Below are 14520 nucleotides of genomic sequence, written 5' to 3' on the forward strand. Positions count from 1 at the left end.
ACTGGTATCACCAGGGCGGGCTGCTTACCGCGGCGCTTTATCCCTTGATGGCCCTTAGCAACGGCTTGGAAGGACCGTTCGGGCAACGCGTCAAGGCATTGGCGAGTCCCAGTTCCTGGGAATTTTTCATGAAAGACTTCCCGGATGATAGCGACGAGCCTTTAAGCAGGAAACTGGCTGAACAGTGCATGCTTGGCCTTCCCGCGCTGCTGGCGGGACAGCCGTGGCCGTTCGGGGAAGGCGATGAATAGCTCGGTGACGACAAGATGACCGAAAAAGGGAACAACCCATGAGCCATGCCATTTCATTAACCCTCGACAACCCGGCTTTCCAACTGGAAAAGCAGGACTATCCGCCGGCCTATCTCCTGCACCTCACGCAGGAGGGCAATGAAAACGTCGGCAAAGTCAGCATCCAGCTTTCTCCATCCGCCTTCGAAGCCCTGCTCAATCAGGGCACGGCATTGGTTCCGTCGCCGGAGGCCAACCTTAACGTCGGCGCCGAGAACGTCTCCTGGCGGGAAACCGCCTGGCCGCTTTACCGGCTTGAGGATCGGGATTGGCAATTGCTGTTGCGCGAGATGAGCAGCGATGCGCTGATCCGAGTGTTGTGGTTCATGAAGGACCTGGAACTGGCGCGTCGGGCAATGCGTAATTTCTCCGAACGGGCCGCCGCCATGCTGACCGAAGACATCATCGCCCGCTTCGCCGGCAAGAACCCGGACGCGGTATCTGCCAGCCATGCGCAAGACGGCCGCGACAGCCTGCGGGAAATGCTCGATGTGCTTGCCCGCCTTCAATCCGAAGGTCAAATTCAGGAGTCTTGTTGAGATGAGCGTATTTTCCATGAAGCCAAGAAAACCGGAAGTGCACATGCAACTTCTGGGGACGATTTTCCTCATCCTCAATCAGGTACGCCGGGAGGGACTGATGTCCATTGAAGGGCCGATCGACGATCCTGAAAAATCGTCGCTATTTACCGCCATAGCGGGTTTCGACAAGCCCAATGCGGCGATCTATACCGTGCTCTGCGATGCCCTGCACCTGATGGTGGGCGGTAATCTTGATCCTCAAGATATGGCGCGCTATCTCGTCGCTGCGCGCAAAACAACCGGCCTCTCGGAACCTCAGCAGAGTTTATTCGATTCACTGGAGTTAGCCTTGATTGCGACGCTGGAGGGCAAAGCCCCGCAGGTGGCAGTCGAGTTTGGCCGCCAGGGCATCCCCGCCAAAATCAAACCGGGTTACAACGAATTCGAGGATTTTCTTCGCAAAATCCGTACACAAAACAACAGCGTGATGAACCGGGAAGAATCCGATGCGGCGCTGGTCAGTTTCTTTGACGGCATCGCCACCTGACCTCGCCGGCATCGAGCCTCAGCGGATCGGCCGACACTTCCCGCTATTAATGTGCTGCAGCGCATGCTTGACCATGACATTCTCGGCCAATGGCTTGCTGCTGTCCAGGCTGTGCAAAACAACTTCGAAGTCGAAGCAATCCGGGTGCAAGCCGTCGCGATAGGCTTCGTTCCGGGCATTGCGTGATTCGTTGACAACCAGCGTCAGCACCTCGTCGCCGATTGCGAATGGGTGCATCCCGTAGGGCTTGCCGCAGGTGGTAAAGCCGATCTGCACCACCTCCAGGTAAGGGCGCAAGCCGGTTATCAACAACTCGCTCGTCGAGCAGGTATCCATCGAGGTCAGCACATACAGACGGCGTAACGCAAGCGTCCGGCCTACCGGAACATCAAGGTTCTCCTGATAATCGAAGCGCTCCCATCTTGGGCGGTGATGCCAATGAATGAACGGCGCTCCGTGGTTGATCGGTGAGACCAGGCGACTGGCCAGGCGCGTGGCGAGAACGCTCATCCCACCGGGGTTGCCACTCAGGTCGATCACCATTTCCTTGACTCCTGCAGCGAGAAAAGCATCCAGCTTCGCTTCGATTTCAATCCAGCTGTCTTTGTCGAAGCTCGGAAATGCGAGGAATCCGACCGGGCCGCGCTCGCTCGGTAGAATTTGCGCCACCACCTGGCTGGCCAGACGAATCGGCCCCGAACGTACAACGATTTTCCTGGCCGTCGTCGCAGCCACCGCTGTAGCCGATTCCCCGGAGGCCTTGCCCGAACTGACCAATAATCTCACCTCCTTACCTGCCACCCATTCGCGGAGCTCACGCCAGCGCATGGGCAGCGTCTCCCCCACCGGCTCACCATCCAGTTCAAGCAGGCGCATGCCCTTCTTCACCCCCGCTGCTTCGGCCGGCGAGTCGCGCAGCACCTCAGCGATCCACCACCCTGCCTTGTCGCGGTCGAAGTACATCCCCATCCCGACCGGGCGACCGCTGATCCAGGCGGCGTGCCGACCGCTTTGCAAACCCCGGCTATAAGGATCGTCCTTGCGCTTCACACTGGCCGCCAATTCGGCAGCGACGGTACTCGCCGTGTCCTTGCTGGTGTGGGCATGGACTTTATCCGGCCACAAGTATTCCTCCTCGAACAGCCGTGCCACCAGCACCCTGGCGGGAATCAATCTGGCTGGATCAATCGCGCCATCGCTCATGGCTGTGATCAATGAAAAATAGTCAAGCGCCGCCCGCGTCGGGCGCGGCTCTTCCGCAGCAATTTTCGCCCACAACAGCAGGTGGCCGAGTAAAAGGCAGAGAAACATCACGCCGCAAATGCCGCGCAAGGTCGACCACGACTCTCTCAAACGCACTTTTTCCCGAACCGGCTTTGGTCGCATCAACTCCGACACGACCTGCGGCGACAACGCAAAACGCCCGGCAAGTTGCCAGAAAACCAGGCCGACAGCCAACAGAAAGGCCGCTGCCCAGACCGCGCCCCACTGCAGCAGCGCGTAATGCGTGAAGGGAATGCCGGCCACAACGGCCAGAGCGAAAACCAGCCGGCCCTGCGACTGTCGCCAGCCCGCCGCGTAGAAAGCCGGCACCGCCAGCAGACCGAGCAGGGCCACCGGCACGCCGCCCGAAGCCGTATCGACATACGGCCAGGCCAGGCCCATCACCGGCCCGAGCAGATAGCCCATCGTAAAAAAGAGAGGGAGGGCCTTCCATGCCTTGCAGTAACGCCAAAGACTCCAGGCGATGCCGGCGCACAGTGCGCTGACCAGCCACAGCGCCCGGCCATCGGCGACCATTGCCGCCGCATTGCCCGAAAAAGTCAGCGGCAGAATGAACAGCGGCCCCAGCGCGAGTACATGGTTGGATTGTTCCACCAAACGCGCCCCGCTCAAGCGCAGGATTAGCAGCATGCCGCAACACCAGCCGAGCACCAGCCCAAAACCGCACGCCGCTTCAAGCTGTTTGAAGAGGGGCGATTGATCAAGCGCATCCCAGCCGGCAAGCCAGAGTTGCTGACCAATCGCCATGCCGACGCAAGCGGCCAGCGTGACCAGACATATCAAGCTCGCCAGATGGCGGATAAAGGGACGCCCAGCCGCGCCGCGCAAAACCAGCGCAATAGCGAGCAGGGCCAGCGAAGCGCCGAGAAGCCAGCCCGTGAAATCGCCACGCCACCACCAGGCGCCAATCAGCGCCAGGTTGAGCAAAATCGGCAGCAGCAGACCGGCAAGAGCGTCAAAGAGTTCCGGGGTGGAATCTTCAACTGAGAGGGTTTCGTTCACTGACGGCGATTGGTTGGGCGAGATCAAGGAGGAGGCGAGCAGGCCATTTTATTCGGGAGATTGGGACCGGGGAGGTGAAGGGGAGCGGTCAGGCAGGAAACGCGGGGCTGACTATTTTTTGATGATTGTATCAGGCTGAAAGCCACGCTAAACGGCGTTCTACAATGATGCACTCTGTAAAGCCAATGAATACGCCACTCTTCAGGCACATATAGCGAAGATTGCCTATTCATGAGGCCTGCGGGGTAGTGGTCTTGGTATAAGGAGCGAGTATTTTTCAGGGGCAGAAAATGCCGTGCTCAGTGATAATCCTGCTCGCGTTGATGGCGTATTGCCAGAATCAGCGCCATATCGGCGCCCTCGTCGTAGCTGCAAAGCGCCAGATACCCGGATTGGCTGCGGGAAATGACCAGTTCGCGCAAACCCTGTGGCAAAGGCCGGCCCATGCGCGGATGCCGTTCCAGAACCCACAGGGCATCGAGAATCAAGTCGATGGTTTCAACAGCGCCTTCAGAATCAGCCTCCAGCAGAAAATCCATCAGGCGCTCCAAGTCATCGGCTGCCTCCGGCGCCAGCAGCCAGCGCGTCATGCTCTGGTTTCCACACACTCCGCAATGGCCTCTGCCGACGGGCGCGGAGCAGGGTGCCCACGCACACGGCAGCGCAGATAATCCGCAAAGGCTGACCCATCGATGACCTGGCCGGTGGCGATCACCTGTGCGCGCGCCGCCAATGCCCTTGCCACAAAAGCCGCCTCCGCCTCGGCCTGCGCCAGCTCGGCGCCAATGGCCTTGACCATGAAGGCGTGCGGGGTTATTCCCTGGTCGGCAGCAACCGCCAGCAGGCGGTTACGGGTCGCTTCATCCAGTTTGACCGACAAGTTGGGCATGGCAAAATCCGGGCGTCAATAGTGTTGATATCTTACTACCCGGAAATCACTTCCACAATATTTTCCCAAGGAAAAGGGCGGTGCTCGAATTAACCGCTATCCCAGAGCGAAACAGGGGGATTTAGAACAAGTCTCCTGATTCCGGCTCAGGCGTCTTGCGTGGCCTTCCGGCCTTGCCCGGCTGCACCCTGCGCCCAAGGACTTTGGCAATCTGCTCGCCAAAACGCGTATCGCCCAGCGCAAAATTGCCGTTCGTCGCCCGGCGGATTTCATTCACCAACCCCGGCTCCAGTTCGTAGCGAAACAACTCTTACAAAATCGAGCAATTAGACGGCCCCAACACTTCCTGCGAACACGACCATTCATTTTGCGTCTGACGAAACCGCCGGCTTGGCGTCTGGATTAGTACGGCTGTGCGACCTCCTTTGCAAGCCGCAACGGAGCATCGCCAAGGAAAGAAGCGACGCACCAGCTACCGGGGCATTGACCCTTATTATCCAGGAAGCAACATGACTGATCATTCCGATTCAAAAACGCTCTGGCACTTCTCCCGGACACGCTGCGCTCTCTTTGCGGCCGATCGTGTCGGTGCCTGGGCAAGGCTTGCTGCGCCGTTCCTGGCGTTGGCTGTGATCAACCTGTCCGGTTGTGCGGGGTTGCCTGACAAGGCGGATTCGCCGGTTGCACCGGGTCGCTTGGCGCCGGTCGTTCATGCGCAACGTTGGTCGCCAGCCACGGCCTCAACGATCGCGCAGCGCAAACTTGTGATTGCCGTGCCGGACAGGACTGTAACACCCGCCGATCGCGCCGGACTGCCCGATCTTTGGGAACGAATTCGTGCCGGATTCATGCTTCCCGATCTCGATTCTCCGGATGTCGAGCGATTCGCGCATCTATTCGCCAGCAGCGGCTGGCTTGAACGGCTGGCGCCGAGAGCTCGGCTCTATCTCTACCTGCTGGTCGCCGAGGCGGAAAAACGGAACTTGCCGGTCGAGCTTGCTCTTCTTCCAATCATCGAGTCAGGGCTCAACCCGCAGGCCCATTCGCCCGCTGATGCGGTCGGCCTGTGCCAGTTCATCCCCGCCACCGGCAAGCGTTTCGGCCTCTATCAGTCGGCGCTTGCGGATCGCCGCAAGGACCTGGCCTGCATGCACGGCATGTTCGACTATCTGGAAAGTAATGCGGCGCTATTCGGCGGCGATTGGCATCTGGCTCTGGCGGCCTACAACTGGGGCGAAGGGTCGGTGGCCAGGGCTGTCGAACGTAACGGCAAGGCCGGCTTGGCGACCGACTATCTCAGCCTGCGCATGCCGAACGAAACGCGCGGCTATGTACCGCAGTTGCTGGCCATCAAACGGCTTATCGCCGACCCACAGCGATACGGAATCAGCCTGCCGGAGATCGAGAACCGTCCGATCATCGCCTGCGATATCGCCATTTCCCAGGACATGGACGTCGACAAGGCCGCGCGGCTGGCAGGAATTTCAGCGGCCCAGTTCCGCTCCTTGAATCCCGGCGTGCGCAAGGGAATCATTCCGCGTGCAACGCACCCGACCATCTGCCTTCCCTACCAATCGGCCCTTCGCTTCGTCGCCAATGCGTCGGAACATAAGGGAGCGCTCGCAACCTGGACCACGCATACCGTGAACAGCCGCACCACCCTGAGCAGTCTTGCGAAGCGCTATCAGACCACGCCCGACGCCATCCGCTCGATCAATGAAATTCCCGCCGGAATGCGCTTCAAGGCTGGGGCGACGATGCTGGTACCGCGCACACGCACCGATGCGGATATCACGCTCAAAGTCGCGATGAACGCGATAACGTCGATCGAACCGGATGTTCCGGATATGCGCAGAATCACCATCAAGGCCAAACGGAAGGACAGTCTCAACTCGATCGCCAAGCATCACCGCGTCACACTCGACGCGCTCAGGCATTGGAACCGCGACGTCAGGGAACCGCTACAGGCCGGGCAGAAGATCGTTCTTCATCTGCCGGTCGAGCCGAAGCGGGCGGTTCACAGCCGGAGCAAGCGAGCCGACGTCGCCATCCGGCGCGAGCAACGGTCCTGAGCGCCGTGGCGCCACAGCGCTACGGACAAAGGTTAAAGCGCCCTGGCCACCCGGAAGCCGCCGGCGCTGGCGCGCATAGAGGGCTCACCGCCGAAGCGGTAGGCCGAGCGCAGGTTCACCGGGCTGTTGTACCAGGAGCCACCGCGCGCCATCCGCCCAACACCCCCTTCAGCTTTTTCGCAGGCGCTGGTCCACGCACGGCCGTCGCTTGGCGCTCCGGCATAGTTTTTGTGAGCACAGTCCTCGACCCACTCCATGGCGTTGCCGTGCATGTCGTAGAGGCCAAAGCCGTTGGCTGGATAGTGCTTTGTTTCAGCCACAAGTACCGTGCCATCCGAGCAGATCTTGTTGACCGACGTATCCTTCGGGTACTTGTCCGCATAACTGCGATCGGCATGATTGGCATAGCCGCAAATATTCTTGTAATCGGCATCATCGCCCCACGGATAACGAGCGCTGCTGCCGCCGCGAGCGGCATACTCCCACTCGGCTTCGCTCAAGAGCCGGTACCCCTTTTCCGTCTTCTTGGCCAACCATTTGACGTAGGCTTGTGCGTCGTTCCAACTCACGCAGACCACCGGATGCTGATCTGTCTGCGCGAAGCCGGGGGCTTTCCAGTTGGCCTCGGCTCTCTTTTTCCAGTCGCCGCCATCAGACTTCAAAACATAACAGCCGTCGCCTTTCTCGGCGTCAGTCCGGTAAGCTTTTGCCGAGACGAAACGGGCATACTCGCCAACCGTCACTTCGGTTCGGCCAACCGCCAGCGCACTGCCGATTTTCACCTCGTGTCGCGGACTTTCCTCGTCATAACTATGAGTGAAATTCTCTATCACCCAAGGTGACTTTTTCAATACCATGAGCTCGGCCGCCGACGTTCCCATCATGAACTTGCCGGCGGGAATCACCACCATCTCCGGACAGTCGGCGCAGTCCTTGATCACCTGGCCGGCTACAGGCGGTGCATCGGCTTGAGCTGTAGCCGGCACAGGAACCGGCGCCGGCTGCACGCTGGCCAGTTGCGCTGGCGGCGAGGGCGCAACGCGTACCTGACCTGCCAGGTAGATCCGCTCGCTGATCGAGACTTCGCTGAGGCGCGGCTCCTGCTTGCCGCCCGTCAAACGCTTGACTTCGGCGGAGGTGTTGCGGAAGACGTCGAACAATTCGAGTCCCGACGTCTTGATTTGCGCCGCCAGCACCCGCGCGTAATGGCCCTCGTCGCCGGCGGTGGTGTTCGGTGCCGTGGCAAAGGCGATCATCGTTCCTGTCGGCGCGTCCATGCGGCCGAGCCCTTTGCTGGAGCCCTTGGTGACGGCGGCGTAGGGGTTGTCGCGGCAGGCATCGAGCACGACGATCGCCGCTTGCGGCCGGGCGCCGGCGATCTGCCGCATCAGCGCGTTGGCCGAAACGGTTTCGACCTCGTAGTCCGCTTCCTTTTCGATCGTGGCCTTGATTGGGATCAGGTAGTTCTCGCCGTTGGCCTGGGTGCCGTGCCCGGAGTAATAGAGAAAGGCGATTTCGGCGCCCTGTGCCAGCGTGCCGAAGTCGCGAACAGCGCGCTTCATCTGGTTCTGGTTGGCGTCGAGCACCTTCTCGACCCTGAAGCCGACAGACTTCAGCGCAGCCTCCATCTCGCGCACATCCTGCGGCGGGTTGCGCAGTGGCGAGTTACCGTACGCGGCGTTGCCGATCAGCAGCGCCACCCGCTTGCCTTCCGCCGCGCCGGCTTGCGGCGTCCATGGGCCAATGGACCAACCAAGACAGATCATCACCGCCATCAATACGACCTTCATTCCCCCACACCCCTCGCCTTATCGTTATTCATTCGCCGGCGGCGGTGAATTATAACGCGTCTGACGTTTGCGACGGCTCGTCGTCTGGCATTACTTCTCCTCCCGACCTGGTGCCGACATCATGACTCCACTCAGCCATTCTTGTTCCCCGCAAAATACCGCGCATCAGAGCCCCTCTGTGGCTATGCGCCTGCTTCGTGTGGTTCTTGGACTTGCCCTCTTCGTTGTCGGCTGGCTGTTCATCGCCGCGCAGCACCATCTCCTCTGGCAACGACTCAACGACGATGCCATCGAACGCTATGTGGCCGACGGTGTGACCCAGCCCCTACCCAAGCCGATGGCGGTGGGCGAGTTGCGCCGCCTCTGCGCAGGCCCGCAGCCGGCGCTGGCCGCCATTCTGCCCGCGCTCGAACGGCGTGCACTCGCCGACTGCCTGTCGTCTGCGCAGCAGATGTTGAAGGGCGCGCCGGCGGTCGCTGCCGGCCAGTTCTACGCAACAGCGATCGACGAACAGCTGCACGCGGCAGAGCAGTGGCTGACGGACTATCACGCCATCGCCCCAGCACGGCGCGCAGTGCTGCTCGGCCAACTCCAAGGCTTGCAGCGGGAACGTCCCGGCCTGCTATCGTGGTCGCTCAATGCGCTCAATCTGCCAGTAGCGGACACCGGCAAGCGGCAGACGACGGGCCCGCAGCCAGGGCCGGATGCGGTGGCCGAGCTGCTGCGCAGCCGGGTGGTGCAGACGCAGGTTCGGCGGCAGGCCTTGCTGAAAGCTATCGAGAGCGCATCGAGCACTGACAGCGATGCGGCCACGCTCGCCGCGCGAACGCTGGGTCTGTTGGCCAGCGGACTGCAACTGCAACTCGATTTCGGCGAGGCGCCGCCGCAAGCGAGCTTCAACACCGACCGCCAGTCGCTGGCCGACACCCTGGAATGGCGACGCCGTGGGCAGACTTATGAGCCGCGCGGGTTTTCTCTGGCCCAGCTCTACAGCACGGCGGACATGCTCGCGCTCAGCGCCCTGGTGCTGGTGCTGGTCGCGGCAGCCTGCGGCGCCGCGGTCTGGCCCTGGGCACTGGTCACCCATCTACTGGGCATCGGAGGACTGGTGCTGACCGATCTGGCGCTCACCGGCGACCCGGCCCTGCGTTTCCTTGCCGTCCGTCAGTACCACACACTGGGAATCGGCGAGCATTGGCTGCCACTGGCCGTAGAGAGTCAACTGATGAGCGGCGCGCCGTTGCGCTGGTGGTGGCCGTTGCTGGCGCTAAGCGCCTCGCTGCTGGTGCTGCGCCTGCTACGCGATGGCCAAGGCTGGTTGCTCTGGCCGTTGCGCGCGTGGATCCGCGCCGCAGCCAGACCGCTGGCCGGCGCCGCGCAATCGGCGCTGCTCCTGGCGCTGGGTACCGCCGCCGTATTCGGCCTGGGCCTGCCGGCGGCGGTCAGCGAATGGTTGATCCTGCTCGGCTGCGTCGGTCTAGCCACCTATTTTGCGAGGCAGGCCGCCGCCGCCAACGCCGGAACCGGGCTCGACGCCAGCAATCTTGTGGTCGCCGTTGGAGCGCTGACGGTCGCGCTGGGCGGTGCCCTGTACCGCGGCGATCTCGGCCACGCGCTGGTCGCGCTGGCGCTGGGCGGCTGCTTTTTCCTGCTGTTCGGCGGCCACCGGATACGCCTTGTACTGATCCTGGTGCTGTTAGCCAGTCTCGGCGCGCTGCTCTGGATGCGCTTCGCGAACGTGCTGCCAGAAGCGCTCAGTGCTCTGGTCGAGACGCTGCCGCCCCATGCGCGCGAGCGGGTGCTGGCGATGATCGACCCTTACACTGTCGACTCATCGGATCTGGCCCGTATCCGCTGGCTGATCCAGGCGGCCGGTACCGACGGCTGGGGCCTCGGCAGGGTTCCCTGGCAGGGGCTGGCTAACGCCCGCGCCATTGACGGTCTGCCGCTGCAAGGGCCCAGCGACTACGTGCTATCGCTGACTGTGGCGCTCTGGGGAAAAACTCCGGGCATGCTGGTTATGGCCGCCGTCCTGCTGCTATTTGTCTCGTCGGCGGTGGTCGCGGCACGCACCGCATTGCGTTGCGGCATGCCGTTCGCAATCCGCTGGCTAGCTTCCCTGGGCCTGTTCGGCTGCGTCGTGATGGCCGGCAAAGTCGTCCTCTCGGTCGCCGGCGTCGCCGGCATACTGCCGTTAACCGGATTGCCAGTGGCGCTGGTCGGCTACGGCCCGGTCGGGCATCTGATGGCTCTGTTCTATCTCGCACTGGCGCTCGGCACGGCACATCTCCAGCCGGCGCTGGAGGGCTCCGGCGTGCAACTGCACCCGAGGTCGCCGCCGATCGGCACCGTCCAGGTGCGGGCCTTGACCACCCTCGTCGCCGTCGTGCTCGGCCTGACCGCGTTGCTGGCGCTCGGCGCACAGATCATGGGCGGAGCCGGCGAGGTGCGGGCACACCTATCGAAACGTCGCCACCAGTTGGCCGTTGCCGTTACCCAGGCGCTGCGCACGTCGCCGCTGCCGGAAAGCGCCGCGCACTGCCCGCAACTGACTCTCGTCGTCCAAGCCTGGAACCAGCGCCTCGCCGCGCTGCCCCCTGCGCCGGGAAGCCAGGCGCCACGACAACTGGGAATCACCGAACTGCTGACGCTCGAGATCACTGCTGACGCCGCCAGCCAGCCCCGCGCGTGCCGCCTGCTGGCGCACGAACTGGGCATGCTGCTGCAGAAAGACTGGCCGCGTCTGGCCATCGAGGTCGCCCCGCCGATCGGCGCGGAAGCCAAACGCGTCGCCGCGCTGACCGTCCCGCACCCGCGTACCTCGAGCCCGGCCGATTTCAGCACACCCAACCCCTGGTGGGGAATTCCCGGCTGCGCGCGACCGGTCAGCGCACTGGTCAATTTGAACGGGCAACAAGCCGCCGCCGAGGCGGTCTGCGAAATCGAGGTCGGCAAGGCGGGCCGCAGCGAAGCCGGGCGTCTGGACAACGACGTACGTTCGTTGTTCACCGACCTCTGGTTGCAGCGCGAACTGGCACCCAGGGTGCAGAGCGCAACTTTCACGCCGACCGGCCAGCGGTCGCTGTACGGCAAGACGGTCGCCATCGGCCCGGTGCTTGCCGTGACGCTGGATACGACGCTGCAGACGGTCACGCAGCTCATCGCCGATTGCTTCACCGGGCGTGTCACCGGCGAACAATGCGCCGACGCATTGCCGAACGACGCCAGTTGGCGCAAGCGCTATTTCGAAGGTGGCGGGAAACGCGCCGGCGCGCTGGGGCTGGTGCTGATCGAGGTCGACAGCGGACGCCTGGTCGCGCTGGCCGGATCGCTCGGCGATTGCGTCATCGAAGCCATGAGCCAGACGGTAACGCCCGACAGCCAAGGCCGGATGCCGGCGTTGCGTCAAGGATCGACGAGTTTCTGCTCGCAATGGCCGGATCGGCGCAGCCAGTTTCTGGCCCTGCAATCTCCGGCCCTGTGGATGGTTCCGCCGGGCAGTTCGCTCAAGCCGCTGGCGGTCCTCGCCGGCGTCGAAAGCCGTTTGATCGGGCCCGCCGACGATGCACACTGGAAACGCATTCTGGCGGAAAGCCACGAACAGGATCCGTTGCAACGCGTCGCCCTCGACGCCGGAGAACATTACCTCCGCACCCTGCGCGCGCTCGGCTTTGGCGACGCCCAAGGGTCCGCCGTCAGCGAGTTGCTGTGGGGGTATCGACCGCTCAAGGGCGGCCCGCTCAAGCCGCCGCTCAATGTCGCCTGGCGCTTCGGCCTGCGTACCGGCAATGCCGATCTGCGCGTGGCGCAGGTCATGAGCTTTGACACGATGCAGCGCATTCGCCATGAAAAGGAAAGCGGAGCCAACGTCGATAAGCGCTACGGCAAGACAGTCATCACCGAATACCTCGCCGCCCGCCGGGTGGCAGATTCGGCGATCGGAGGCAACGACATGCGCATCAGCGCACTCGGTCTGGCCGACATCTGGCGCCGTCTCGACTTGCGCGCCCACGAGCATAATCGCGCACCAGCGCTGCACCTGCTTGAACTGCCCGGCCAGCCGGTCGCCACGATCGAACTCGATTTCGGCTCGCCGGACGCCGCGCGGCGGGCCATCGCCGCGACCACCGGCATCACCTCGAGCGCCTGGAAGGGTACCGCTCAGGGCTCGTGCCGCGTGGTCTTCGGTCAGTGTCCCGAGCAAGGGCTAGCCGACCTGGCAGGCAAGACCGGCACCAGCGATTTTCTTGAAGATGAGAAAAGTTCGACCGTCAAGGCGGGTTTGCAGGTTCCGGCCAAGCTGTTTGGCGGTGTTTTCAGCCATCGCGGCAAACGCTACGCGATTGCCGCGATGGCCCTGCGCGTTCGTGATGGGCAGACGCAGAGCCTGGAACTGACATCTTCGGCACCAGCAGAAGCGGCACTAACACTGATCCGCGAAATGCAACGCCGGCCCTGACGATTTTCAGTAGTTTGCGTCCTTGACTGAACCCCCCAACCGATAAGGAGATTTTCATGACCAAGATTGACTGCCGGCTGACCGGCAAACAGGCCACGGCCAAGGCCATCCAGGCAATGGTCAATCGTCATCTGCACGAAGGCAAGCTTGAACGTATCGAGGTTCGCCTATCGACGCAGCCAGTTCACCCGACCAACCCGAGCGAGGTGCGCAAACTGCTCAGCCAACTTCTTGGGCAGCATGGCCTGGGCGCTGTCGAACTATCATTGCGGCATCTCGACAGTGCGCTCGACGACGCGATGGGGGAACATCTGGTGCGCCTGATTTTCGCACCGATCGAGGCCGCCCCGGCGATCGTGAACGACGCGGCCAGCGGCTGGTGGCAACGGCTGTGGCGCTGGCTGCCGGGGCGGCGTGCGACACCCCGCCCGGCCGGTCGGCTCGAACCGGCGCTGAAGGCCGTGAGCGGCATCTCGCCCAAGCGCGCCGTCGAGTTGCTGCGCGAATCCCTGAGCAATGCAGTTCGTATCGAAGCGACCGGACTGCAGGGCAAGCCGGTCGCTTCGGTGAACATTGTCGCGCGCCTGCCCGAGATCCACGCCACCCTGAAGGCCATGATGCCACCGATCAACCCCGGCTCAGCGCAATCGCTGGCGCAGTGGCTGCAGCGCGACGGCCAGCAGACGCAGCCCGAACTGATCGTCAGCTACCGTTTCGAACCCTACGACAACGGTGACACGGGCACCGCGATGGTGATCCGCTGCGATCTCGAGACCCACTTGTCGCCAGACGCCGGAAGCCGCACGAAGCCGGCTCCCGAAACCAGCAACGGGCCAGCGCGAAGCGCCGAGACGGCGCTCTCCGGCGATGCCGCAGACCAGGGCACGGCAATGCCGCTGCGGCCCCGTCGCGAGTTCACTGCACCGCGCGCTGCGCTGCGCATTCGCCTTCGCGGAACACTGGCCGGTGATTTTCCGCAGCCATTTGACTTGCTCTATCGCTCGCTGCCTGCCTGTTTTGATCGCGCCACGCTCAAGGCCGCCGGTTTCGGCTTTCGCCACGGCCTCTTGCTGGCGGTTGCCAGCCAGGGCAGTCCGCTGTTGGTCGAGGCGAGTCCCGAGGGCCTAAGGCTGCGCCCCGGCGTTCGCCCCGACGGCCAGCCGATGTATTTCCGCCACGACAACCAGGCGCCGCTGACCGTCTCCCTGTTGCTGGGCAACAACCAGGCGTCACTGGCAGTCGTCGTCAACGCGGTACAAGGCGTCTGTTTGACTAGCGGCATTGAACTTTCGCCGCTGGTCATCGAATTGCTGCCCGATCCGGGAGCAGCCGATCCGCTGGCGCACAGCGCCTGGGTCACAGCCGATCCGGCGACGGCGCTCCCGATGGCAGGGAGAATGGCTGCGTAAGCGGCCAACCACGGCGGGCGCAGCGAAAAACACAGATCATTCCGGGTTCAGCTGCGCAGCCCGGAATGACCCGCTGGCGGCCGGGGCGCCAAGTGCACCGTGAAAAGCTACAAAAACGCCTGGAATGGGTACAAACTGCACATCGATACCGCCGATTGCTGCGTATCGATCATCGCCCTCAAACGACAAAAACGAAAGTGCCCGAATGCGCCATGCCAGTCTCCCCCCTTTCTTTTCAATCACGCCATCTTCTGATC

12 protein-coding genes are annotated in these 14520 nt (G+C 62.8%); 6 read left to right on the plus strand and 6 right to left on the minus strand.

What is annotated here, in order from left to right; translation table 11 throughout:
- The first annotated feature begins 47 nt into the window (after window positions 1-47).
- The 3 genes from ACOYNV_RS04030 to ACOYNV_RS04040 are packed head-to-tail and all read left to right on the plus strand — an operon-like array spanning window position 48 to window position 1358.
- On the plus strand, window positions 48-251 hold the full coding sequence (locus tag ACOYNV_RS04030; RefSeq protein WP_422898459.1) for a hypothetical protein: 204 nt from the start codon (window positions 48-50) through the stop codon (window positions 249-251).
- Window positions 252-289: 38 nt separating this feature from the next.
- Window positions 290-829 carry a FliG C-terminal domain-containing protein gene (locus tag ACOYNV_RS04035; protein ID WP_422898460.1) on the plus strand — a complete coding sequence of 180 codons (540 nt, stop codon included), beginning with the start codon at window positions 290-292 and terminating at the stop codon, window positions 827-829.
- Window position 830: 1 nt separating this feature from the next.
- Window positions 831-1358 carry a hypothetical protein gene (locus ACOYNV_RS04040; RefSeq protein WP_422898461.1) on the plus strand — a complete coding sequence of 176 codons (528 nt, stop codon included), beginning with the start codon at window positions 831-833 and terminating at the stop codon, window positions 1356-1358.
- Between the two features lie 18 nt (window positions 1359-1376).
- Here ACOYNV_RS04040 and ACOYNV_RS04045 read toward each other — a convergent pair whose 3' ends face one another.
- The 4 genes from ACOYNV_RS04045 to ACOYNV_RS04060 form a co-directional block, all read right to left on the minus strand.
- Window positions 1377-3644 carry a S41 family peptidase gene (locus ACOYNV_RS04045; protein WP_422898462.1) on the minus strand — a complete coding sequence of 756 codons (2268 nt, stop codon included), beginning with the start codon at window positions 3642-3644 and terminating at the stop codon, window positions 1377-1379.
- Between the two features lie 299 nt (window positions 3645-3943).
- Entirely contained in the window at window positions 3944-4234 is a 291-nt protein-coding gene (locus tag ACOYNV_RS04050) for a type II toxin-antitoxin system RelE/ParE family toxin (RefSeq protein ID WP_422898463.1), read from the minus strand.
- Window positions 4231-4533, minus strand: coding sequence for a hypothetical protein (locus ACOYNV_RS04055; RefSeq protein ID WP_422898464.1), 303 nt, complete (start codon window positions 4531-4533; stop codon window positions 4231-4233). The genes ACOYNV_RS04050 and ACOYNV_RS04055 overlap by 4 nt, the downstream gene beginning before the upstream one ends.
- A 121-nt stretch (window positions 4534-4654) precedes the next feature.
- Window positions 4655-4810 carry a hypothetical protein gene (locus ACOYNV_RS04060; protein ID WP_422898465.1) on the minus strand — a complete coding sequence of 52 codons (156 nt, stop codon included), beginning with the start codon at window positions 4808-4810 and terminating at the stop codon, window positions 4655-4657.
- A 232-nt stretch (window positions 4811-5042) separates the two neighbouring features.
- Here ACOYNV_RS04060 and ACOYNV_RS04065 point away from each other — a divergent pair, with 232 nt between their 5' ends.
- Window positions 5043-6605, plus strand: a complete 1563-nt coding sequence (locus tag ACOYNV_RS04065; RefSeq protein WP_422898466.1) for a transglycosylase SLT domain-containing protein — start codon at window positions 5043-5045, stop codon at window positions 6603-6605.
- A 32-nt stretch (window positions 6606-6637) separates the two neighbouring features.
- On the opposite strand, the gene ACOYNV_RS04070 is transcribed toward ACOYNV_RS04065, so the two are convergent.
- Entirely contained in the window at window positions 6638-8395 is a 1758-nt protein-coding gene (locus tag ACOYNV_RS04070; RefSeq protein ID WP_422898467.1) for an SUMF1/EgtB/PvdO family nonheme iron enzyme, read from the minus strand.
- Between the two features lie 121 nt (window positions 8396-8516).
- On the opposite strand from ACOYNV_RS04070, the gene ACOYNV_RS04075 reads away from it, so the two are divergent.
- Together ACOYNV_RS04075 and ACOYNV_RS04080 are read left to right on the plus strand one after the other, a co-directional pair.
- Window positions 8517-12854 carry an FtsW/RodA/SpoVE family cell cycle protein gene (locus tag ACOYNV_RS04075; RefSeq protein WP_422898468.1) on the plus strand — a complete coding sequence of 1446 codons (4338 nt, stop codon included), beginning with the start codon at window positions 8517-8519 and terminating at the stop codon, window positions 12852-12854.
- A gap of 56 nt (window positions 12855-12910) precedes the next feature.
- Window positions 12911-14263 (plus strand): hypothetical protein, encoded by a 1353-nt coding sequence (locus ACOYNV_RS04080; protein WP_422898469.1) that lies wholly within the window; start codon window positions 12911-12913, stop codon window positions 14261-14263.
- Between the two features lie 36 nt (window positions 14264-14299).
- Here the strand turns inward: ACOYNV_RS04080 and ACOYNV_RS04085 are convergent, their stop codons facing one another.
- The gene (locus ACOYNV_RS04085; RefSeq protein WP_422898470.1) at window positions 14300-14506 is read right to left on the minus strand and encodes a hypothetical protein; all 207 of its coding nucleotides are present in this window, start codon (window positions 14504-14506) and stop codon (window positions 14300-14302) included.
- Between the last annotated feature and the right edge of the window lie 14 nt (window positions 14507-14520).

The sequence above is a fragment of the Propionivibrio sp. genome (genome assembly GCF_049316945.1).
GTDB lineage: Bacteria > Pseudomonadota > Gammaproteobacteria > Burkholderiales > Rhodocyclaceae > Propionivibrio.